This is a genomic window from Amycolatopsis rubida (assembly GCF_900115345.1).
In the GTDB taxonomy this organism is placed as follows: domain Bacteria; phylum Actinomycetota; class Actinomycetes; order Mycobacteriales; family Pseudonocardiaceae; genus Amycolatopsis; species Amycolatopsis rubida.
On record NZ_FOWC01000010.1, the window covers coordinates 198,984 to 221,598 of the forward strand.

At 73.5% G+C, this 22,615-nt stretch carries 1 protein-coding gene; it reads left to right on the forward strand.

Going from position 1 to position 22,615, the window contains the following annotated elements; translation table 11 throughout:
• Positions 1-22,542 carry a DEAD/DEAH box helicase family protein gene (locus BM362_RS32355; RefSeq protein ID WP_093575754.1) on the forward strand — a complete coding sequence of 7,514 codons (22,542 nt, stop codon included), beginning with the start codon at positions 1-3 and terminating at the stop codon, positions 22,540-22,542.
• Positions 22,543-22,615 lie beyond the last annotated feature (73 nt).

The following is a 22,615-nucleotide window of genomic DNA, read 5'->3' on the forward strand; positions in this document are numbered from 1 at the left end:
GTGCGCGGCGAGGACCCCGACCGCCCCACCGACACGGCGACCGACGACGGCGCCGCGCCGGAGCGCCTGTCGCACGAGGATCGCGCGACCCTGGCCCGGTGGTCCGGGTGGGGCGCGGTCCCGCAATTGTTCGACAGCGACGACTTCGCCGAGCAGCGCGCCGAACTGCGGCAGCTGCTCACCGACGACGAATACGACGCGGCCAAGCGCAGCACCCAGAACGCCCACTACACCGACGCCGCGCTGGCCTCGGCGATCTGGGACGGCCTCGCGCGCCTGGGCTTCGACGGGGGAGAGGTCCTCGAACCCGGCTGCGGCGCCGGTCATTTCATCGGCCTGGCACCGGATTCCGCCCGCATGCACGGCGTGGAACGGGAACCGGTCAGCGCCGCCATCGCGGCCCTGCTGTACCCGCAGGCCGACATCACCGAAGGCTCCTTCGCCGACATCGACGCGCACGAGGGCGCGTTCGACCTGACGGTCGGGAACGTGCCCTTCGCCAAGGTGAAGCTGCGCGACGACAAGCACAATCCCGGCCGCCAGCACTCCATCCACAACCACTTCATCCTCAAGTCCCTGCGCCTGACCCGGCCCGGCGGCATCGTGGCGGTGCTGACCTCCCGCTACACCATGGACGCGCGCAACCCCGCCGCGCGCGCGGAAATGGCGCTGCTGGCCGACCTGGTCGGCGCGGTCCGGCTGCCGAGCGGCGCGCACCGCCGCGCGGCCGGGACCGAGGCGGTCACCGACCTGCTGATCCTGCGCCGCCGCGACGACGACGCGGCTTCCGACCCGGCCATGCCGCCCTCGGCATGGGAAAGGGCCCTGCCGACCCCGGTCGGCGACAACGGCGAAGACGTCGAGATCAACCGGTACTTCCTGGACCATCCGGAGAACGTGCTCGGCGAGTTCGCCCTGGCCCACGGCATGTACCACGCCGAAGACCTGAAAGTCCGCGGCGACCTCGACGCCCTGCCGGAAGCGTTCGCGGCCGCCGTGACCCGCATCGCCGACAACGCCGCAGACCGCGGCCTCGCGATGACGCCCCGCCGCGAGACCGCGCCGCGCCCGGCGACCGCGATCCACGTCGTCGACCCCCAGGCCGCCGCGTTCCAAGGATTTCTCACCGCGCTCCCGGACGGCGGCTTCACCCGCCGCATCGGCTCCGAGGACACGCCCTTCGAACCGCCGAAGGGCCAGGCCGCCGAGCTGCGCGCCCTGCTCGGGGTGCGCGACGCGGCGATGGCGCTGCTGCGCGCGGAACGGGACTCGATCGACGACACCCCGCAGATCAAGCAGCTGCGCGAGCAGCTCAACACCGTCTACGACGCCTACGTCGCCGAATTCGGTCCGATCAACCGGTTCACGGAGCGCCCGCAACTGCGCCAGGGCTGGCACGTGTTCGGGGACTGGTGCGACCGCAACCGCCACGACAAAGTCCCGGCCTCGCGCGACGCCGTGCTCGCGTACCTCACCGAGCTGCGCGGCTACGGCCTCGGCCAGGACATCCTGCAGCGCCACCTCGACGCGATCGTCAAGGGCCACGAAGCCGCGTTCGGCAAGGCGGTGAAGAAGGCGGCGAAGAAGGAAGCCGTCAACCGCCGCCGCAACGATCCGGGGCTCGACAAAGCAGCGGTCGAACAGGCGCTGCTGGAGAGGATGGAACCGGAAAGCCTGCTCGCTCTGGCCGGCATCAACGACCCGCGGCTGAGCGCACGCGCCGCGGCCGCAGGCCAGCAGATCGTCGACGGGGCACCGAAAACCACGCCCAAAGACCTCGATCTCGACGCGCTCGGCCTGCGCACCACGATGATCATCCGCCCGCCGCAGGGCGAATTCCGCACCGACCCGTTCAGCAACGTCGCCCGGGCCCTGGAGAAGTTCGACCCGACCACGCAAACCGCCCGCAAGGCTGACATCTTCACCCGGCGGGTGGTCAACCCGCCGCGCCAGCGGCTCGGGGCTGACACCCCCGAAGAAGCGCTGTCGATCTGCCTGGACACCCATTCCCGGATCGACCTGCCCGAGATCGCCCGGCTGCTGGGACTGCCCGGCGAGGACGAGGCCCGCGCCGCCCTCGACGGACTGGTCTTCACCGACCCCGACACCGGCGAACCCGTGTGGAAACCGTTCTACCTATCCGGCAACGTCCGCCAGAAGCTCGCCCGGGCCCGCCTCGCCGCCGAGGACGACCCGGCCTTCGAGGCGAACGTCGCCGCGCTCGAACCGGTCATCCCCGAAGACCTCGGCCCCGAGGACATCGAAGTACGGCTCGGCTCCTGGATCGGCCCCGAGTACGTGCGGGAGTTCCTCCACGAACTGCTCGAAGACGAGAACGTCGAGGTCGAAAGCGTCGCCGGGCTGTGGCGGGTCGCCACCAACCGTTCCAAGCTGAGCAAACCGTCGCGCCTGGCGGCCGAGGAGATCTGGGCCGGCGGCGGACTGGACGCCTACGACCTCACCGAGCGGCTGCTCTACGGCGCCCCGATCCGCGTCATGAAGACGATCGAGGTCACCAACCCGGACGGGGAGATCGTCGAAAAGGAGGTCCTCGACCCCGAGGCCACCGAAGAGGCCACCGACAAAGCCGTCGAGATCAACGACCGGTTCGCGGACTGGGTCTGGGAGAAGACCGAACGCGCCCAGCGCGTCATGCGGCTCTACAACGACGAGTTCAACGCCGAGATCCCCACCGATTTCTCCGGCATCGAACTGTCCCTTCCCGGCCTGTCCCAGGCTTTCACCCTGCGCGAGCACCAGAAGATCGCGGTCGCCCGGGTCGTCTACCAAGGCGGAACCGGGCTGGTGCACGAGGTCGGCGCGGGCAAGACGCTCGAAATGATCGTCGGGGTCATGGAGCGCAAGCGCCGCGGGCTCGCGGACAAGCCCGTGATCGTCGTGCCCAACGACAGCATCGTCGAGCAGTTCACGCGCGAGTGGCTGCAAGCCTATCCGGAAGCCCGGCTGCTGACCGGATTGAGCGCCGATCTGGCCAATGACAAGAAAAAAGGCAAGGACGGGCGCGCCGATTTCGTCGCCCGGGTCGCCGCCGACGACTGGGACGCGGTGATCATGACGAAGGAGAGTTTCCAGCGGATCCCGCTGCCGCCCGAGATCCAGGAAAAGTTCCTCAGCGCCGAACTCGAAGACCTGCGCCAGGAAAAAGAAGCGCACGCCAACCTCATGAGCGACTCGATGACCAAACGCATCGAGTCCGCCATGGAAAACGCCGCAGAGCGCTTGAAAAAGCGCATCGCCGAGATCGACCGCGACACCGCCGGGATGACGTTCGTCGACGCCGGATTCGATTTCGTGGTCGTCGACGAAGCGCAGAACTACAAAAACGGCCTGGTCCTGTCCGCGATCCCGGACCTGGTGATCGAGGGCAGCAACCGCGCCATCGACCTGGACATGAAGCTGGGGCACCTGCAGGACCGGTTCGGCACCGCCCGGGTCGTCCTGGCCACCGCGACGCCCTGGACCGGGAAATACAGCGAGGTCTACCTGTGGCAACGCCGCCTCGGCTACCGGCTGCCCCGGTTCGACGAGTGGGCCCGGACCTACGTCACCGTCGAATCCTACATGGAGATGACCCCCGGCGGGACGCTCCGCTCGAAGAGCCGCACCCGCCGGCCCATCAACGAACCGGAACTGTGGCGGTCGCTGCGCCTGACCTCCGACATCAAGATGAAGCAGGACCTCAACCTCAAGGTGCCCCGCCTGCGCGACGGCGGCATCGAGGTCATCGACGTCATCGCCTCGCCCCAGGCGCGCATCTTCACCCTCGACCTGGCCAGGCGGGAACGCATCCTCAGCGGGCCGCCGACGAAGGGCGCCGACAACCACCTGGTGATCGCCCACGACGGGCAGCTCGGCGCGCTCGACCTGCGCACGGTGGGCATCACCACCCCCGAACCGCAGAAGGTCGACGTCATCGCCGCCGACATCCACGCCGAATGGCACGCGGCCAAGGACAACGTGTACCTGCGCGAGGACGGCACCGAACATCCCGTGCGCGGCGGCCTCATCCTCGTGTTCTGCGACGAAAGCACCCCGAGCAAGCACTGGAACTTCTACGACGAACTGCGAACCCAGCTCCACGCACGCGGCCTTCCCGAAGGCAGCGTCCGCTACATTCACGAAGCCACCTCCCCGCAACGCAAAGCGGACATGCTCGCCGCCGGACGCGAGGGCGCGATCTCGGTCCTGGTCGGGTCCACGATGAAGATGGGCGCCGGGATCAACGTGCAGACGCGCGTGATCGGCGGCTACGAGATCACCGGCCACTGGCGGCCCGACATCACCGCGCAGGCCATCGGCCGCGCCGAACGCCAGGGAAACCAAAATCCGGAGTATTTCTGGAAACGCGTGGTCCTCGCGCCCAGCATGGACGCCAAGAAATGGGAGATCACCGCCCAGAAACAGGCGATGTTCGCGCCGCTGTACTCGAGCGCCCCGCCCGAGCGCACCCGCGAGATCCAGAACGACGAAGGCCAGAGCCTGGCCGACGTCATGGCCGCCGCGACCGGCGACCCCCGGTACAAGGAAAAGGCCGATCTCGACGTCGAGCGCAAGACCCTCAACCGACAGCGCTCCAGCCACGGACGGACCCAGCAGGCGCTGAAACTGTCCATCACCCGCGGCACCGAACGCATCCCCCGGCTGCAGGCCCTCGCCGAACGCCAGGACGCCGTCGCCGAGCGCCTCGTCAGCACCGACGGCGACACGTTCGCGATGACGGTCGGCAAGCGCACCTTCAGCAAACGCCCCGAAGCCGCCCAAGCCCTGCGCGACCGGCTGGCCACGCGAATGGCCGCGGCCCCGCAGACCCGCGTCGCCACGGAAGCGCCGATCGGGTCGATCGGCGGCTTCGAGATCACCGCCCGCTTCCGGCCGCTCGAACGCCGCGAACTCCGCATCCACGTCACCTTCCCCGCCGCGGACGAGAACACCCCGGGGTTCTACCTCGACCCCACCGACCTGCCCGGCGGGATCGGCCTGGTCACCCGCCTGGAAAACCAGCTGAAAAACATCGCCGCCGCAGGCGACAAGACCCGTCGCGAGATCGCCGACGAACAAGCCGGCATCGAAAAAGCCGGCACCGCGGTGGGAAAGCCGTTCCCCGGAGAACAGCGGCTCGCCGAGGTGACGCGCCGCCGCGCGGAACTGATCACCCAGCTCAGCGAAGACGACGACGACGTCCGCGACCCCAACGAAGACCCCGACTCCCCGGAAGCCCAAGCCCGCCGGGAACGCTCCGAGGCGCGCATGCGGGAATTCGCCAAGCTGTTCGACGACGCCGTCGACACCGCCCGGCTCCTCGGTATCGCCGAACTCAAGGCCACGACATTCGGCTCCTGGTACCGCGAGATCGCCGGCCCGGTCGCGGCCGAACAGCGCCCGTCGATCGAGCAGTCCCTCGACGTGTGGCTCAGCATCGGCCAGCCCGGCTCGCGCGATCGGACCGTCCTCGCGCCTCAGGGCGCCGCCCCGCGCCCCGCCGCCGCTCCCGTCGCGACCGGCGCCGACGGAACAGCGCAGGATCCGGCCGCGTCCGCCAGCGACGAGCAGCCGAGTCCGGCGGCGCAGCTGCACGACCCGCGCGCGGACCTCGACCTGCCCGCAGCGTCGCCCGCTGCCGCAGGGCTGCCCGCGACGGCCGCCGCTCTCGGCCAGGACCGCCCCGGTCGCCCGATCGCCGAGGACGGGCCGGGCGATCACGAGGCCGGCCGGACCACGGCGTCGAGCGCGGCGGCGGCCGCGCTCGACGCGGCCGCGACAACCGAGGCGAGCGCGCCGGACGCTCCTCCCGGCCCGCCGGATTTCGCGCGCGGCGCCGCCGTGCTCGAATCGCTGCGCACCAACGACCTCGTTCGCCGGTGGACGCTGCTGGAGGCCGAGATCGCCGCCGCCGGCTACACCCACCTCCGCCGTGCCCAGGCCGGGTCCGGGCGCGTCGACCACGACGCCCGGCGGGTCGTCACCGACGAGGAGACGCCCTTCGAACACGAACTGCGGTCGCTGGCCGCCCACGTCGAGACCCTGCGCGAAGACCTCAACCAGCCCGCGGCCTCCGACGCCGTCGCCGCGCTGATCGCCTCGGACGCCGCCCTCGACCCCGACCGCCGAGACCTCCTGCGCCTGGTCGTCGAGAACGGGCCGCGAGGAACAGCGGCGCGGTTCGTCGCGGAGCAGATCCGGCAAGCCGCCCTGCTCTACGCGATCGCCGGCGCCGCGGCGGGCCAGCCGGTCGCGCCGCTGCTGGCCCCGAACGGCGACCCGATCACCGGCGACGCCGGTCTCATACCGTGGATCGGCTACAACCGTGCACCGCTGACCTGCGGCGAGCTGGACATCGAACTGGTGCGATCCGAGACCGGCGTCGACGGCGTCTTCACGCCCGGCGGCGGAAGCCACGGGTCCTACCGGCTCCGGCTGCCTTCCAGCCCGCGCGGCGAGGGCCCGGTTTCCCTCGATGCCGTCCTCGCGTCCCTCGCCGGCGCGGGGGAGAAGGCGGACGAGCACCGAGCCAGAGCGATCGGCGAGATGGCCCGGGCCCGGCCGCTCGCTCCCGCAGCGGCCGAGGACGCCGCGGGACGGGAGGCGCCCGTCGGCAGCGCGGAACCGGTTCCCCGCGAACCGGCCGAGCACGAGGAGCATGCCGCGCAGGACACCCCCGCAACCGACCCTGCCGCCGCATCCGCCGCGCCGGAGCAGGGCAGCACCGGCGCGGCCGGCGATTCCGGCCGGACCGCGCCGGCGGAGCAGGCGGCGCCGCGCGACGCGCAGCGGCGGCACGAGGCCCCGACGGTCGCCGCCGCGCCGGCCGACGACAGCCGCGTCCCGGACACGGCGCCGGAGGCCGGGCTCCCGGCCGGTCACGAGCCCGCAGCGGACGCGCAACCGCATGCCCTCGGCACGGAGCCGGAGAAGGAGGCGGACCGGGATCCTGCGGTTCCCGACGGCGACGCCGCGGCCGACGCGGCGCCGGTGCCGCCGACGTTCGCCGGGATCCGGGCGATGGCCGCCGAGCGCGGCCTGGACGTGACCGTGGCGCGGGTCGGCACCGAAACGTTCGTCACCGTGCACGAACCGGGCGTGCCGGTGCCGCCGGTCCTGTCGCTGCCCGCCGACCGCGCCTCCGTTGTGGACGGCGCGGGGCGGCCGCTGGCCCCGGGCGCGATGCCGGAGTACCTCGCGCGCTACCGGGAAGCGATGGACCCGGCGTTGTTCACGATCGCCACGACGGTCCGGGACTGGCCGCGCCGGGTCGCGCAGCTCGCGCCGCACCTGCTTCCGGGCGAGCACCACCGCGACCACGTCGCCGCGGAATTCGCCTCCGCCGCAGTCCTGGTCGACCGAGGCCGACCGAACGACGCGGAAGACGCGCTGCGCCGCGCCGAAGCAGCGGCGGGCCCGCATGTGCTGACCCCGGAACGGGAACTGCGGGTCGTCCGTGCGATCACCGACCACGCGGCGGGCTACGCCTCGACCGGGACGCCGGGCCGCTACATCGCCGAGTCGCACGTCGAAGGCGGCACGACGCGGCGGGAATGGGACTGGATCGACGCCTACATCGCCGCGCATCCCGAGGTGCTCGCCTCGGGTCTTCCCGACCACAAGGCGATCCGAGCCCGCGAGGACGAGGAACTGGCCACCTGCAAGGAGGCAGGCCGCCAGTTCAACCTCGCCGCCGCCCAGGCCTACAAGCGCCGCGACTACGCGAAGGCCCGCGAGCTGATCGACGCGGCGGAACTCGTCCACCCCGACGCCCGGGACCAGTGGGAGATCCTGCGGCAGCGAGTCGCCGACGCCGCAGCCGGTCGCGACGCGCGCGAACCGGCGTCCGCCGAACCGTCCGCCGCCGCGAAAACCGACGCCGCACAGTCCGGTCCGGGCCAGCCCAGCGCGGCCGACGACCCGGCCTCGCGGACCTCCGAGGACCGGATCGCCTTGCACGCCGCGGTCAACGCCGAGGCCGCGGCCTGGTTCGACCGGCAGCTGGACGCGAACGCGTTCGCCCAGGAGGCCCTGCGCAGCCGCCTCGGCGGCCAGGCCCCGGTCGACCGCGTCCGGGCGCGCGGCGCCGGCGACGAGGGCAAGCTGACCATCGGCTACGCCCCGAACGGCTGGACCGGCCTCACCGACCACCTGAGGAGCAAAGGGTTCCGCGACCAGGACCTGGTCGACGCCGGCGTCGCCACCGTCGCCTCCACCGGCCGCCTGGTCGACCGGTTCCACCACCGGCTGATGTTCGCCGTCCGCGACGAGCACGGCCGGATCGCCGGGTTCACCGGCCGCTCGCTGCTCGACGACGAAACACGCGAGCGCGACGGCCGAATCCCCAAGTACCTCAACACCCCCGCCACCGAACTGTTCGTCAAGAGCAGGCTGCTGTTCGGGCTCCACGAACAGCGCGGACTCGCCGGGCACGCCAAACCGGCGTTCGTCGAAGGCACGATCGACGTCGCCGCGCTGATGGCCGTCGCACCGGCGGAGCAGCCGATGATGTTCGTCGCGGCCTGCGGGACCGCGCTGACCGACGGCCATCTCGCCGCGGTCGACGCGCTGGTCCCGGCCGACCGGCCGCGGGTGTACGGCAGCGACAACGACGCCGCCGGGCGCAAGGCGGCCGCCGAGCAGATCGAGACGGCGATCGTGCGCTACCCGCACGTGGAGGCCATGGTCCTGCCCGAGGACCGCGACCCCGCCCAGTGGGCCGAACAGGCCACCGCCGACGACCCGTCCTTCCTCGGCTCCCCGCCCACCCGCTGGGCGATGGAGGCCCTGGTCGACCTGCGCATCGCGCCGTACGCCGACCGGCTGGGCGAAGACTTCGAGGTGGAAGCCAGCATCACAGCCGCCCGCGACGTCGCCGCGGCGCTGGCCCTGGTCGAGCCCGCCCGGATCTCGGAACTCACCGCCGCAGCGGCAGCCCGCCTGCACATCGACACAGCGCACCTCGCGGGATTCGTCGTCGACGCCCGCCAGGCCCTCGAGCGCCGGGCCCCGGCGCGGCCCGCCCCGGCCGCCGCCCCCGCTCCCGCCGCACCCGGCCGCGCCGTCCCCGACGGCGCCGAGCGCCGCGACGACACCGCAGACCGCTCGGACGCCCCTGCCGCCCCGAGCCCGGACAGCCCGGATCCGCACCAGCACGACGAGGACACCGCCATGGACAACCGCCCGGAGCCCGTCGGCGACGGGCCATGGCTGCTCGACCCGGTCGCCCGGCGGCTCGACGAACAGACACCGCTGTCCCGGCTGGACCGCACCGAGAACGCCGCGGACGCCTACGACGTGCTCGCCGCCTCGGTCACCGGGGACGCGCTGGACCGCCTGACCGAGTCCGGCGGCCACGAAGCCCTGGACCTGCTGCTGCAAGCCGACCGCCTCGAAGCGATCGCGCAGGCCGCCGAACGGGCCCAGCACGCCCCCGTGATCCTCGTCAAGGGCGACACCGAACAGCGGCTCGACCCCGACCGGATCGACGGCGCGTTCGCGCTGCTCGCGCAGCGGCCCGGCGAGCGGCTGGCGCTGCGCTGCGGGGACCTGACGTTCCGCTGCGGCACCGACCGCGCCGGGACCTACATCGCGATCGAGCCCGCGGTCTGGAGGTCGGACGACGAGCAGCCCTGGGCCGACCGCGCCAGGCTGTCGGCGGCCGCGACCCGGCCCGACGCCGCCGGCCAGGCCCGCGAGCAGGTGCAGGACCGGATCGGCACGGCACGGGCCCGCGCGACGCTGGCGCGAGGACGGCTGACCGCCGTCCTCGCCGGGCGCGGGCTCAGCGACGGCGCGCTGGCCCGCGCCGGTCTCGCCGACAACGCCGACCGGCTCGGAACCCGACAGGTACAGCGGATCGGGGCCCAACTGGCGCGCGTCGACCTGCTGCGCCAGTTCGCCGTCGCCGGCGCGCTGCCCGCCTCCGGCGACGAGTTCACCTTCGGCGGAGAACCGCTGGCCGACCCCGGCCCCGCGCTGGCGGAGGTCTCGCCGTTCCCGCAGGACCCGCACCACTCCGAGGTGCTGCGGTGGCGGGGGCTGGAGGTCAGCACCCGGTGGACGGACGACCAGGAGAAGCCGTTCCTATGCCTGGCCGTCGCCCCGGCCGGGCCCTCGGGAAGCGACCGGCGCCCGCCGCTGATGTTCGAGATGACACCCGAGTGGTTCACCGACACCGGCTACGCCCCCGACCGGATCGTCGAGTTCGTGCGCCGCACCGTCGCCAACGCCGAACGCATCGCCCTGCGCGAACTGCAGGCCGCGCAGGAGGCGATCGGCGCGCCGGACCGGGAGGACCGGGAACGCGCCGAAGCCGCCGCCGAGCGGACCGCCGCCGCCGAGGAGCAGACCGCGGCCGCGCGCGAACACGCCGCCACACACCACACGCTGGTGATCGAGCACAACGCGTCCGGGACCTTGGTGCACGGCAGCAGCAAGGACGACACCGCGCTGCACAAACTGTTGCACACCCACAAGTTCAAGCACTCCAAGCGCCAGGGATTCTGGTACCTGCCCCGGCCGTGGCACTTCGACACGCGCAGCGTGCACGCCCGGCTGCTGGCCCGTGACCTGAGAGCGGCCGGGCGCGCGCACGAGATGTGGGACAACGACATCGCCGCCCCCGAAACGCCCCCGCCGCCGCTGCCGGACGCGGAACCGTTCACCACGCGCAAACAGTTCACCGACGCCGAACGAGCCGCCACGTCCGCCTACTGGGCTGTGCAAGAGACCGCGTCCGGCCGTCGACTGCTGGGCTCCGGCAACGGTCGGCCGGACGCCGAGGCGCTACGAACGGCCCGGGACGAGATCTCCCAGCATCGGCTCCAGGGCGACCCGGCGCAGAGCCTGGACCGCTACGTCGCCCTCCACCGCGCGGCGAAGATCCTGTACGACAACTTGCGCGCGGAGCGCAAGAACGCACCGAAGATGATGGACCGGCTCAAGCTCCTGGTCGAGCGATCCGGACGCTTCGCCGCCGGACTGCGCGCGCTGATCGAGCAGAACCCCGGCTCCGACCTCGTCGCCGACCACGAAGCCGCCGCCGAGGAACCCGCCGCCGTCACCCCGGCGCCGGAACCCGGACAAGCCCAGCTCGACATGTTCGCTTCCGCCGACGCGGGAACAGCCGACGGTGACCGCGGCACCGAGGACACCTCCCCGCCGACGGAGGCCCCTGCCGAACAGGACGAGACCGCCGGGCCGGAGACGTCGGCCGGCGCCCCCGGCGAGGGGCACGAGGCTCCGGAGGGCGAAGCCCGCGACGTCCTGCCCGAGCTCACCGCCCGGCAGAAGGCAGATCTGCACGGGACCTACAGCGGCCTGCACGACCTGCTGACCGCCGCCAGTTTCACTCACGTCCAGGAACCCGGCATCGGCGTGCCGGGCGCCATCGACATCGAGGCCCGCACGGTCACCACCGACCCGGATCTCCCGCCTGAGGAGAAGATCCGCTGCCTGGTCCTGCAGACCGGCAAGATGAGGCTCCACCGTGCCCGGCTGGCCGAGCAGGCGCGCACCGCGCTGGCCGCCGCGGAGCCGGACGAGGCGACCGCCGCACGCGCCGGGGAACTGGCCACGCTGGCCAGCCAGCTCGACACCCTCGCCGAAACCGCCGCAGGCGCGAAGCGCGCCGAGCGGCACTGGGTCGTCCCCACGCACTCGTTCATTTCCCACCAGCTCAACGACGGGGAGGTCGAAACCGCGCTGCACGGGTTCGCCCGCGCCGCGCAGCACGGCATCAGCCCGAAGAAAGCGTTGAAGGGCAAGCAAATCCTGGTCGGACCGCGCTCCACCGGGCTGACCTGGCACACCCTCAACCTGGAATTCTCCCGCAACGACGACAACGGCGTCGTGCTGTCGATTGCCACCGCCGACCGCCGGGACCGTGACGAAGTCGCCGTCGACCCGCGCTGGCTGGACGCCGAATCCGGCGGCGCGCAGATCCGCTCGGCCTTCGAGCAGCGAGTCGCCGACCTCGGCGCCCGCGCCGACGCTGCCCGCCTCGAAATGCTTGCCCTGCTCGCCCCGGACACCGCTGCCGCGCACGAGGGACCGGCCGACACTGCAGCGCGCCTCGCCGACACCACGCCTGCCGACGCGACGACTGCGGCCGAATCAACGCCAGAGCCAGAACCCAGTCCCGAACCCGCGGCTGAGTCCGCGGCTGAGTCCGCGGCTGAGTCCGCGGCTGAGTCCGCGGCTGAGTCCGCGGCGGCACCGGAGCATGAGGTCGGGGACGCGCCAGCAGCCGCTGCCTCCGCGCAGCCGTTCGAAGCCGGGTCGTCGACTGCCGTGCACGACGATCAGGACAGCCGCCTCACGCTGGCCGAGGAGGCGCTCGGCGGCGGCAAGCCCGACCTGGACGCGGTGCTCGGCCACTGGCAAGGCATGCCGAACCCGCATCCCGACGACCCGGCCAGCGCCGAGACCTGGGACTACGACCGCGACAGGCTGATCAACGAAGTCCGGGGAGCGCGCAAGACCCAGTTGTCGCCGGGCGGCGTCCTGCTGGCCTACAAGCGGAACCAGCGCACACCGCTGTGGACGGTGGTCCAGACCTCCACCGGGCATCCGGTGATCGACACCGCCGCGGTCGCGATCCCGCCGCACAGTGCGCCCCGGTCTTCGACCCGCTACACCGTGCTGGGACTTCCCGACGTGGCCGTGCCGCGGGTCCTGGCCGCGCTGGAGCGCGGCCAGGACCCCGACGGGCACCGGATCGACTGGACCGACCACGCCTCGATGACCCGCACCGCCGCGAAGTGGCGGATGCCCGGCCTGAACGGCACGTTGGTGTCCGGCGACGACGCCGCCGGCGTCGGGCTCCGGCACCTGCTCGCCGCCGCGCTCCTGGACGCCGCCGCCCTGCATCCGCAGGCGGTCTGCGGCTCCCCGGCGTTCAACCGCGCGCTCTACGCGGCCCTCCCGGACGAGAACGCGCTGTGGGGCACGAGGATCCCCGGTGATCTCGTACGAGACTTCCGCGACGTCGCGACCCAATTCAGCGCCGAGGGCCCCGCGCTGCAGAACACGCGCCAGCAGCACCGGCAACTGCGCAAGCGCAAGCAGGACGACCGAACCTACGCCGTCGTCCGGCTGGCGGCGACGCACGCCTTCAGCGGCCGCCCGCACGCAGCCGTGCGGCTGCTGCAGAACCGCGCCGACGAACTGGCGCCCAGCGACGAGACCCGCCACTTCCTCTACGGCTCGTACCGGCTGCGCCACCTCGTCCGCGGCATAGAGGAACTGTTCAGCCCCGTCGACACCGAACTCGAGCGGCTGCTGTCCGCGACGCCGGGCGACCGCGTCGTCGCCACAGCATCGAAAGGCGACCCCGGCATCGGTTCGGTCTGGACCGTCACCGGACCCTCGCGGAGGACGACGATCCCGTCGACCGGCAACTGGCAGGTGGAGATGCGCGTCGACCTGATGCACGACTCCGGCCCGGTGCACGCCACGCTGCACATCGCAGCGGGCGAGCGGTCACGGCGCGTCTGGTTCGACTACGACCACAGCCAGCCCGACAACAGCGCCGATCGAGTGTGGAGCGACGACCAGCTGTACCACGCCTCCGCCGACAACTGGGCGTTCGTTCCCGCCGGCGAACAGCTTCCGGACACCGCGACCGATCTCGAAGCGCTGACCCGCCGGGCGGCGACCGCGTTCGCCGACGGGACGTCGCGACCGGACCACGCCGTCACCGACCCGTCCGACGTCCACGCGGAGCAGAACCGGGCGGAAGCGGGCGAGAAGGTTCCCGCATCCGCCGCAGTCGCTGACGAAGAACCTGCGCCAGTTCTGTCCTCGGCGGACAGTCCCGGGGCTCCCGCCGACGCAACCGAGACCACCGCGAAACCGGAGGCGCCCCGCGCCGAACAGCCCCGCGAGGACACCGACAACGCCCCTCCTGCCGACACCGAGAGCGTCTCCGCGACCGAGAAGGAACCCGCGCGGCCGCAGGGCGAACTCGACTCGCCGACCCGTCGCGCGGAAACCCCGGTCGCCGACGGGGCACCCGGACCGGACCCGGCAGCCGCCGGGCAACCCGGGGACCACGCGGAGCAGACCCGGCCGGACGCCGACGAGAACAACGCCGTGCCCGCCGCGACAGACGACGGAGAACCCGCGCCGCCGCTGCCCTCGGCGGACAGCGCCGGGGCTCCCGCCGGCGCGGCCGGCGACGGCGCGGAACCGGCCAGGGCGAAGGCGCGGGCGCTGGTCGAGGGCATCGACGCCGAGTTCCTGGCGGCCGCCGAGCAGGAACTGGACGAGTCGCAGACAGGCGAGAGCGCGCTCGAACTGCTCGTGACCGGACTGGACCTCCACAACCCCCGGCTCGTGCCGCCGCCGGTCGCCAAAGAGATCGAGCTCGCTGTGCACAACGTCACCCGCGGCACGGGGTTCGATCCCGATTTCCGCGCCCAGCTGGCGATCAGGCGCGGATGCGGCGCCGAGGACGCGGCGTGGCTGGCCGCGCTCGCCGACGAATTCGCCGGCCGCCGCGGCGCCGACGATCCGCTCGGCCGGGTGCTGGCCCGCACCGGGATCGACAAAGCCGTGTCCGACCTGCACGACATGGTCGAGCTGATGGGCATCTACGGCAATTTCGCCGTCCCCGACCGCCCCGCTCCCGCCCCGGCGGAGCCGGACCGCAGCGCCCCGCGGCCGGACGCGGGCGAGGAACTCGACGCGGGCGCCCCCCTCGCGGAAACCGCCCTCGGCGACGCATCGCAGCCGGCGGCGCGCCACTCGGCACAACCGCGCGAGGACACCGGGACCGCCATCGCCGCCGAGGGCACCGATCCCGCCCGGGCGCACGCGCGCGCCCTGCTCGACGGGATCGGCGCCGAATCCCTGGCCACCATCACCCGCATGGCCGGGGCCGGAGAGGAGGTTCTCTGGCGAGCGCTGCACAACAGCTACAGCGCGACGATGGGCAGCCCGACTGCCCGGGTCGTCGAGGAGGCCGTGTTCGGAGTAGCCCGCGACCTCGAATTCGACCCCGGTCTTCACGCGCGGCAGGCGGTGGAATCCGGGCTGGGCCGTCCCGCCGCGACGTCCTACGCCGCGCTCGCGGACGTCCTGGCCGACCGCAGCGGACGCGACGACCTGCTCGGGCGAGTGCTGACCCGCGCCCGGGCCGACCAGGTCGCGTCCCGCCTGCACGCGGCGGCCGACCGGATGGGCGTCCGCGGCGGATTCGCCGTCCCCGGCCGCCCCGCTCCCGACTGGGGACCGGCGCAACCAGGCGCCGAACCGGGCAACTCCGCAGCCGCCGAGGCCGCTGCGGAGGAGTGGGAGTCCGCCCGTGCGCACGCCCGCGCCCTGCTCGAAGGAATCGACGACAAGACCCTGGCCACCGCCGCGAGACTGGCCGGGGCCAAGCACGATCTGCTCTGGCGCGCGCTCGGCGACGGTACCGCCGCGGTGATGGACGAGCCCGTGGCGAGCGTCGTCGCCGATGTCGTGGGCAGCGTGGCCGACGACGACAGGTTCGACCCCGACCGGCGTGCCCGGCAGGCGGCGGAGTCCGGTCTGGGCGCCGCCGCCGCGACGGCGATCACCGCCTTCGCCGACGCCCTCGCCGACCGCAGCGGACGCGACGACCCGCTCGGGCGGGTGCTGCCGCGCATCCGGGCCGACGAACTCGTGTCCGGCCTGTACGCGGTGGCCGACCGGATGGGCGTCCACGGCGGATTCGCCGTCCCCGGCCGCCCGGATCCCGCGAACGCATCCGGACAGGACCTCGACGGCGCAGCGTCCGAACAGGACGCCGAGCCGGACTTCGACACGGAGTACGACGAAGCCAGGTTCACGTTCGTCCCCGGCCTGACGAACATCTCCGAGTTGTTCCTGGCCAACGGCTGGGTGATGCAGGAAGAACAGCCGAGCGAGATCGGCGGGATGCGGAACGAGCACTGGTCCCGGCACGACGTCTCGGTCGCCGTGGGCCTCACGCCCGACGGCCGGGTCCTGAGCACGGTGTTCCGCAGGCACGGGTCCTGGGACTCGCCCGACTGGCAGGAAGCGGAGTTCAGCTCGGCGGAGAAGCTGCGCGACCTGGTCGAGCAGGCCGGGCTGCACGGCGTCGCGCGCCCGGCCCGGCTGCCCGGGCTGTGGCGGATCGAGAACGCCGACTACGCGGTCGAGGCACGCGAAGCGGCCGAGGCCGACGCCGGTCTGCGGCTGGTGACCCGCGCCGCCGACGCGGCACAGCCGGGGTGGTCGTTCGCCGACGACGGCCAGGACGTGCGGCTGGCGCCGCCGCTGCCCGATGTGCCGGTGACCGACCGGGCCAGCCTGCTCGACTACATCCTGGGCGATCGACACCGCGAGAAGGAAATCCGGAACCTGGCGTCGATCGTGATCAGCAACCGTGCCCGCAACGGCACGCAGCCGATCGCCGCACTGCGCCGGCTGCGCGAGCAGGACACCGAGATCTACCGGCGCGCCTTCGCCGCGACAGCCGGACTCCGCAACGGGAAAAAGCTCGACGTCGCGCGAGCGCGGGAAGCGCTGGTGCGCCTGGCCGAAGGCGACCCCGCGCTGCCGCTCAACGCGGCCGGGCAGTACGTCGAGATCACCCAGGACGAGCCGCAGGCGGCCGACAGCGACGGATGGATTCCGGTGAACCGGCGGCAATCGGTGCGCGGGATCGTGGCCGAGCTGGATCCGACGTACCCGGGCGCGGGCCGGGTGTCGGTGTTCGTCGACCGGGACGTGGTCAGCGCGGACGGAGCGCCGCGCGCCTCGCAGGTCTTCGACGTCGACGGGCAGCTGGCGCTGCTGGATCCCTCGGCCCGGCCGTCGCCGGAGGACCGGGAGACCGCCAGCGCGGCGATGCAGGAGGCGATCGAGGCCCGCAAGCGCGCGCTGGGGATCGGCGATCACGCCGCGCCGTCGACGGCCGCCGCAGACGCCGCAGACGCCGAGGAGCCTGTCGCCGACGACTCCGGCGAGGCGCGCGACGCCGCTCCCGTCGGCGAGCGGGAGACCGCCGCGCCGGATCCCGCCGCGCCGGATGCCGAGGCGCCGGATCCCGAGGCGCCGGTCCTGCGGCTGCCCGACGGGCGCGAACTCGAGTACCTGCCGAACCCGGGACGCGCGGAACTGCCGCTGTACGCCGGCATCGCCGGCGAGGCGTTTCAGCGCACCGAGCCCGGACGGTTCAGGCTCGTCGTCGGCCGCGAGGCCTACGGCGGGGGTTCGTGGTGGTGGGCGCTGCACCGGATCGATGCCGACGGCGCGATCGCCGGCATCGGCATCGCACCGCGCGTCTCCGTACACACCACCGCCGAACGCGCGCTGGCCGCCGCGCACCGGCGCCTCGCTCCGCTGGAACAGCTCCTGGAGACGCCGTCCGAACCCGTCCCGGGACTGTCCGGCCCCTTCGCCTCGGTCACGTTCGTCCCGGAGTGGGGCGACGTCGCCGGGCAGCTGGAGCACATGGAATGGCCCGACGCCGTCCAGTCGCACGGGCCCGCGAGGGTGGCGACGACCGTCGTCCGGCGCGTGCTTCTCTCCGTCTCGCCCGAGGAGAACGCCCGCTGGCTGCTCGGCAACGGCAACAGCGCCGAATCGGCGGCGGAGGTTTCCCGACAACTGCACGAGCTCGCGGCGGTGATCAGGGCCAGCGGGCTCCCCGACGCCGTTCCGGGCACCCACCGCCGGATCAGCGGCGAACTCGCAGCGACCGGGGCTGCCATCACGGCGCGCCTCGAACAGACCGCCCCGGCGTCGGCGGAGCCTGAGACGGTCGGCGAGGACATCCCGCTGCCGCCCGAACCGGAGGACCGCGAGGACGAGAACCTGCCGCCGGACCTGGCGGACCTCGATGTCGAACCGGTGTTCCTGGACCTGGACCGGTGGCGCCATCACGACCTCGCCGGCGGCGACGGCCGCGGGGTGCCCGAGCCTGCGGTCCGTGCTCACAACCATCTGATCGGCCTGCTGACCCCCGCCACGGTCGCCGCGCTCAACGACCTTTCTCGCCGTTTGATCGCGGACCAGGTGCAGGACTCCTATCGGTACGACCTGCTCGCCGCGGCCGTCCGCAGGGCATACGACACCTCGCAGAAGCTCTACCGGCTCGGGCCCGTCGACGGTCTTGTGCGGACGTTCTCGGACGACCACGAGTCGTGGGATTCCGTCATGGAGGCCTTGGGCGCGGACCCGGACTCCTACGGACAGGTGAGCTGGGGGCAGATCCGGTTCACCGTCGAGCGAGGCCGCGACCGGACCGTCGCGGTGATCGCGGTCGCCGACCTCGACTCCGGCTACGTCGACGTGATCGACCGCCTGCCGTACGTCGCGGGCGAATCCGGCCCAGACCGGCTGTACCGGATCGGGCACGTGCTGCGCGTCGCCACCGAGGGAGCCGCTTCGCGCGCCGTGCTCGCCCGGGGCTTCGCGACCGAGTCGCTGGACGCCTACCGCCGGTCTGCCCGGGAGGCCGCGTCGGCGCGGCTGGACGCCCTGCACGGCACCCTGCCGTCGTCGGCGGCAGGAGAGCGCCGCAACGACATCCACTACGAACTGCAGGACATCAAGTTCGCCGGGGAAGCCGTGATGACCCTCGCGCGCGGCCGGCTGGACGCCCTGGAGTCCGGCGGCCCGGCCGACGACGCGGACGCGTTCCAGGAGTACATCGGCGAACGCCCCATCTCCGATCCCGGCGCCGTCCTGGCGACCCCGGAGGTGCGGGACACCCCGGGCGCGAAGAGCACGAACATCTTCTGGCGCGACTTCCTGGTCTACACCTCTCACTCCCATGACGGCCGGCTCGGACTCGTCCTGTGCGAGAGCCACGGACTGCCGTCGTCGCTGCTGTCCATCCCGCTGACCGCCGAGCAGTTCACTCCCGAAGGAGTGCTCGCGGCCCTGCACGACACCATGGCCACGCTGGAACAGACGGTGCTCGACCGCACCGCCGCGGCGACCGCCGCCGTCGCCGACCTCGAAGCAGAGACCCGGGCCGCGCCCGGGAACGACGCCGAGCCGCACGCGGAAGCCGCCGCGGCCCCGGACCCGGCTCCCGCCGAACCGGCGGCCGCCCCCGGCGATCAACCGCCGCCGACCCGGAGCGGGACGCCGTCGGCCCCGGCCGCCGTCGAGGACGCGGAACAGCCCGGGCTCTTCGACCTCGCGCCGCCGCCCGCGCCCGAGGCCGCCGCGCGTCCGCCGGCGGCGCCCCGGGGCGAGGGGGAGACCCGGCCCGGACCGCCGGACTCCGCCGAAAGCGCAACGCCCGCGCCGACCCCGCCCGGCGAGGCCGCCGACGATGCGGAGCCCGCCGGCCCGCCGCTCGCGCCGTTGACCGCCGACGACATCGCCCTGGCGCTGGGCCGTCTGCACGGCACACGCCTGGCCGAGTTCCTGCGCGCCATGAGCAACGGCGCGAAGCTGCCGCTCGCCGACGCCCAGGAACGCCAGGTCACCCGCGCGCAGGACGAACCGGACCCCGGCGCCGCCGAGCACGTCGCCGCGCAGCGGCAGGGGCTGGAGATCCGCGTCGACACCGCGACGGAACAACGCACCGGCCGACCGAGCTGGAAGGCGGTCCACGAGTGGCTCCGCGCGGGACTGCACCGCACGGACCTGCGGATGCTGAGCGAAGCCTCCGACGCCCGCGGGCAGATCGCCGCCCGCGCCCGGAACTTCGCCGCGGCGGGGGAGGGCGTTCTCTACCGCACGGCGCTGGGCGAACTCGACACCGTCGTCGAGCGGGCGACGGCGAGCATCGTCGCCCGCGCGCTGCGCGCCCACAAAGCCGGGCAGGCCCCGAAACCCTGGAACGGCCGGGGCCGGGACCCCTTGCTGCGCAACGCGTCGCACAACGAGCTGAGCGAAGCCCAGCGAACCGGCCTCGCCAGGATCCGCGAACTCGCAGCCGCGATCCCCGCCGACCCGCACGGCCGCCCGGCGCCCCTCGCCGACACCGCCGAGGACGCCGAAGCGGCGGCTCAGGCTCAGGCTTCGGCCGCCGATTCCGCCGCACCGGCGACGAAGCCGCCCGCGCCGGACGAACCCGCAGCCGCCGCCGCGGCACCTGCGCCTGCCGCGGTCGATCGCGCGGAGCCGACACCGCCCGCGGCGCCGACCGGCCCGGCCGCGGGCAACCCGCTCGACCTGCTCCGGTTCGACCCTGCCGGGCCGGGCGCAGCCAGGCAGCTCTCCGACCTCGCGATGCCCGAGCCCGTCAGGCTGCACGAACCCTCTCGGCTGGCCTACGTCGTCGCCGGTCGGCTCATCCAGAACCGCGGCGCCAACGTGCAGGCCCACGCGACCTGGCTGTCGAACGTCGCGGCCAGCCCGGCCGAAGCGGCCGAGGCGGCCGAGCAGATCCGGCATCTGGCGGCGCTGATCACCGCGACCGGCCTGCCCGACGACCTGCCGGGAGACAGCGGCCAGCATCTCGTCGACGCCCTCGTGCGCACCCGCGAGGCCCTGCTCGCGCGGCTCGGGCTGCCGCTCGACCAGCAACCGCCGCCCGCGCAGGGCCCGGACCCGGCGGCCGTCGCCGAGGAAACCGCCCCGCCGGAGAACCCGGAACCCACGGAAACCCCGGCGAACGCGACGGCGACGGTCCTGCCCGAACTGGATCTGGACTGGGACGAACTCGAGGGAATGGCCGAGGAAGCCGGATACACCGTCGTGCGGCAACGCCACCTCGCCGAACCGTCCACCGATCACGACCTGCGCGTCATCGCCATCCCGCTGGAGTCGGACAAGGAACGCCAGCGAGAACAGCTCGGCGCCGAAATCGCGGCGCTGCTGCGCGAACCGCGGCCCGTGCCGCCCGAGGCGACCGCGGCCCCGGCGGCGAAGTTCTATCCCTCGTCGCCGGAACCCGCTGCGCCGTCGACGGCCGACGAGACCGCCGCACCGGCCCCGGCTGCGGACCACGTCGACACGGCGCTGCCCGCCGATCGCGACGGCACTGCCCTTCACGACCAGGACACCGCCCCGGCGGCGAGCGAGGCGCAGGCGCCGCCCGCCGACGAGCGGGAAGCCGAACCGGCTGCGGCAGAAGCCGCGCCGGCTGCACCGCCGGAACCGGCCCCGCCCGGCGCACCGCATGACGCGCCCGGCGAAACCCCGCCCGGCGAAACCCCGGCCGACGGAGCGACGGAAACCGCCGGGGACGCTGCCGACAACACGCGCCCCGACGCCGGGGACGCCGTGCCGACCGGCCCCGCCGCGACGCGAGAGCCCGTCGCCGGATCCGAGGAAGACCTCGCCGACTACGAGGAATACCTGGCCGAGAAGAACGGCGAGCACGACGCGGCGGCAGTGCTCGCCGAGAGCCCCGCGCCCGCAGAGCCCGCACCGCCAGTCCCCGAACCCGGCCCCGCGCCAGAGATCGCGGCTGCAGCGCCCAGTTCCGGCGCCGCCGGCGCCGCGGCGCCGGAACCGGTCGAGGAGGCAACCGGAGCTGCTCCCGTTGCGCCGTCGCGACAGGCCGCCGCGCCGCAGTCGGATCCGGCGCCGCGGCGTCCGCGCGAGCGGCGCGGCCGCAGTGTCGCGGCGAACTCCGGAGCCGGGCGCCCGCCGCAGGATCCGGTACCGCACCAGCGCGCAGCCGATCCGGTCGGGCAGCAGTGGGCGGCGCTGGTGGACCAGGCCACCACGCTCGGATTCGCCGTGCGCAACGCCTACGACGGCACCACCGCCGTGAACTGGGACGACAAGGTCGTCCACGTCGCGGTCGACCAGCAGCCGGTCGAGCGGATCGTGGCCCTGGCGCTGAAAATCGGCGAGATCAGCGGCGCGGCGTCCGCGGCCCCCCGTGCCCGCCGGCCCGAGCAGAACGCCCCTGACGTCGCCGAGGACGCCCCGCTCCGAACCGAGCCGCAGCCGCACAGCGCCGCCGACAGCGCACCGGTGCACCCGCATCCGCTCAACGGCGCGGTGCAGTCGGCCCCCGCCGGGCCGGACAGCGATCCGCTCGACACGGAGCACCCGATGTTCAACCGGACGATGGCCGAACTCGGCTGGAGCGAGCTCCCTCTGACGATTCCCGACGCCTGGCCCAGCGGCCCGGTCCACCGCGAGCCCGCGGCCGCGGACCGCCGTCCGCTGTCCACAGCGGACTCGCGAGGACCCGGAGACGAGGCGCAGCACGGACGTGTGGCCGTGCAGGAGCGGATCGCGGAAGCAGAGGCCGACCCGGTGCCGTCCGATCACCCGCTGTTCGACCGGCTGCTGGCCGAGCTCGGCTGGAACGTCGAGATCCCGCCGCTGCCCGAACCGCAGGCGCCCGCTCCCGATCTCGCCGCGGAACACGGCCGGGCCGAGGGCGGCGCCGAGCCCGAACGAACGGAGCAGCAGCCCGCGGCACCGCCCTCGCCGGCCGCCGAGCCGCCGGAGCCGGTCCGGCAGGACGAGGCCGTCCGCCAGAAGCAACGGCCGGCGAGGCTCGGCGAGAGCGCCGCCGCGGCAGCCTCCGGAGCCCGCACGCCCGCCGCGCGCGCCCGGGGCGGGGCGATGAGCCGCGCGTTCAGCGCCTTGGGCTTCGGCCGCCGGAACGGAAGGCGGTGAGCGCCGGGCCCGCAGCCTGATCGAGCCCGCGCGACACCGTCTGGGGAGGCGGTCCGCGCGGTGCGGCAACACC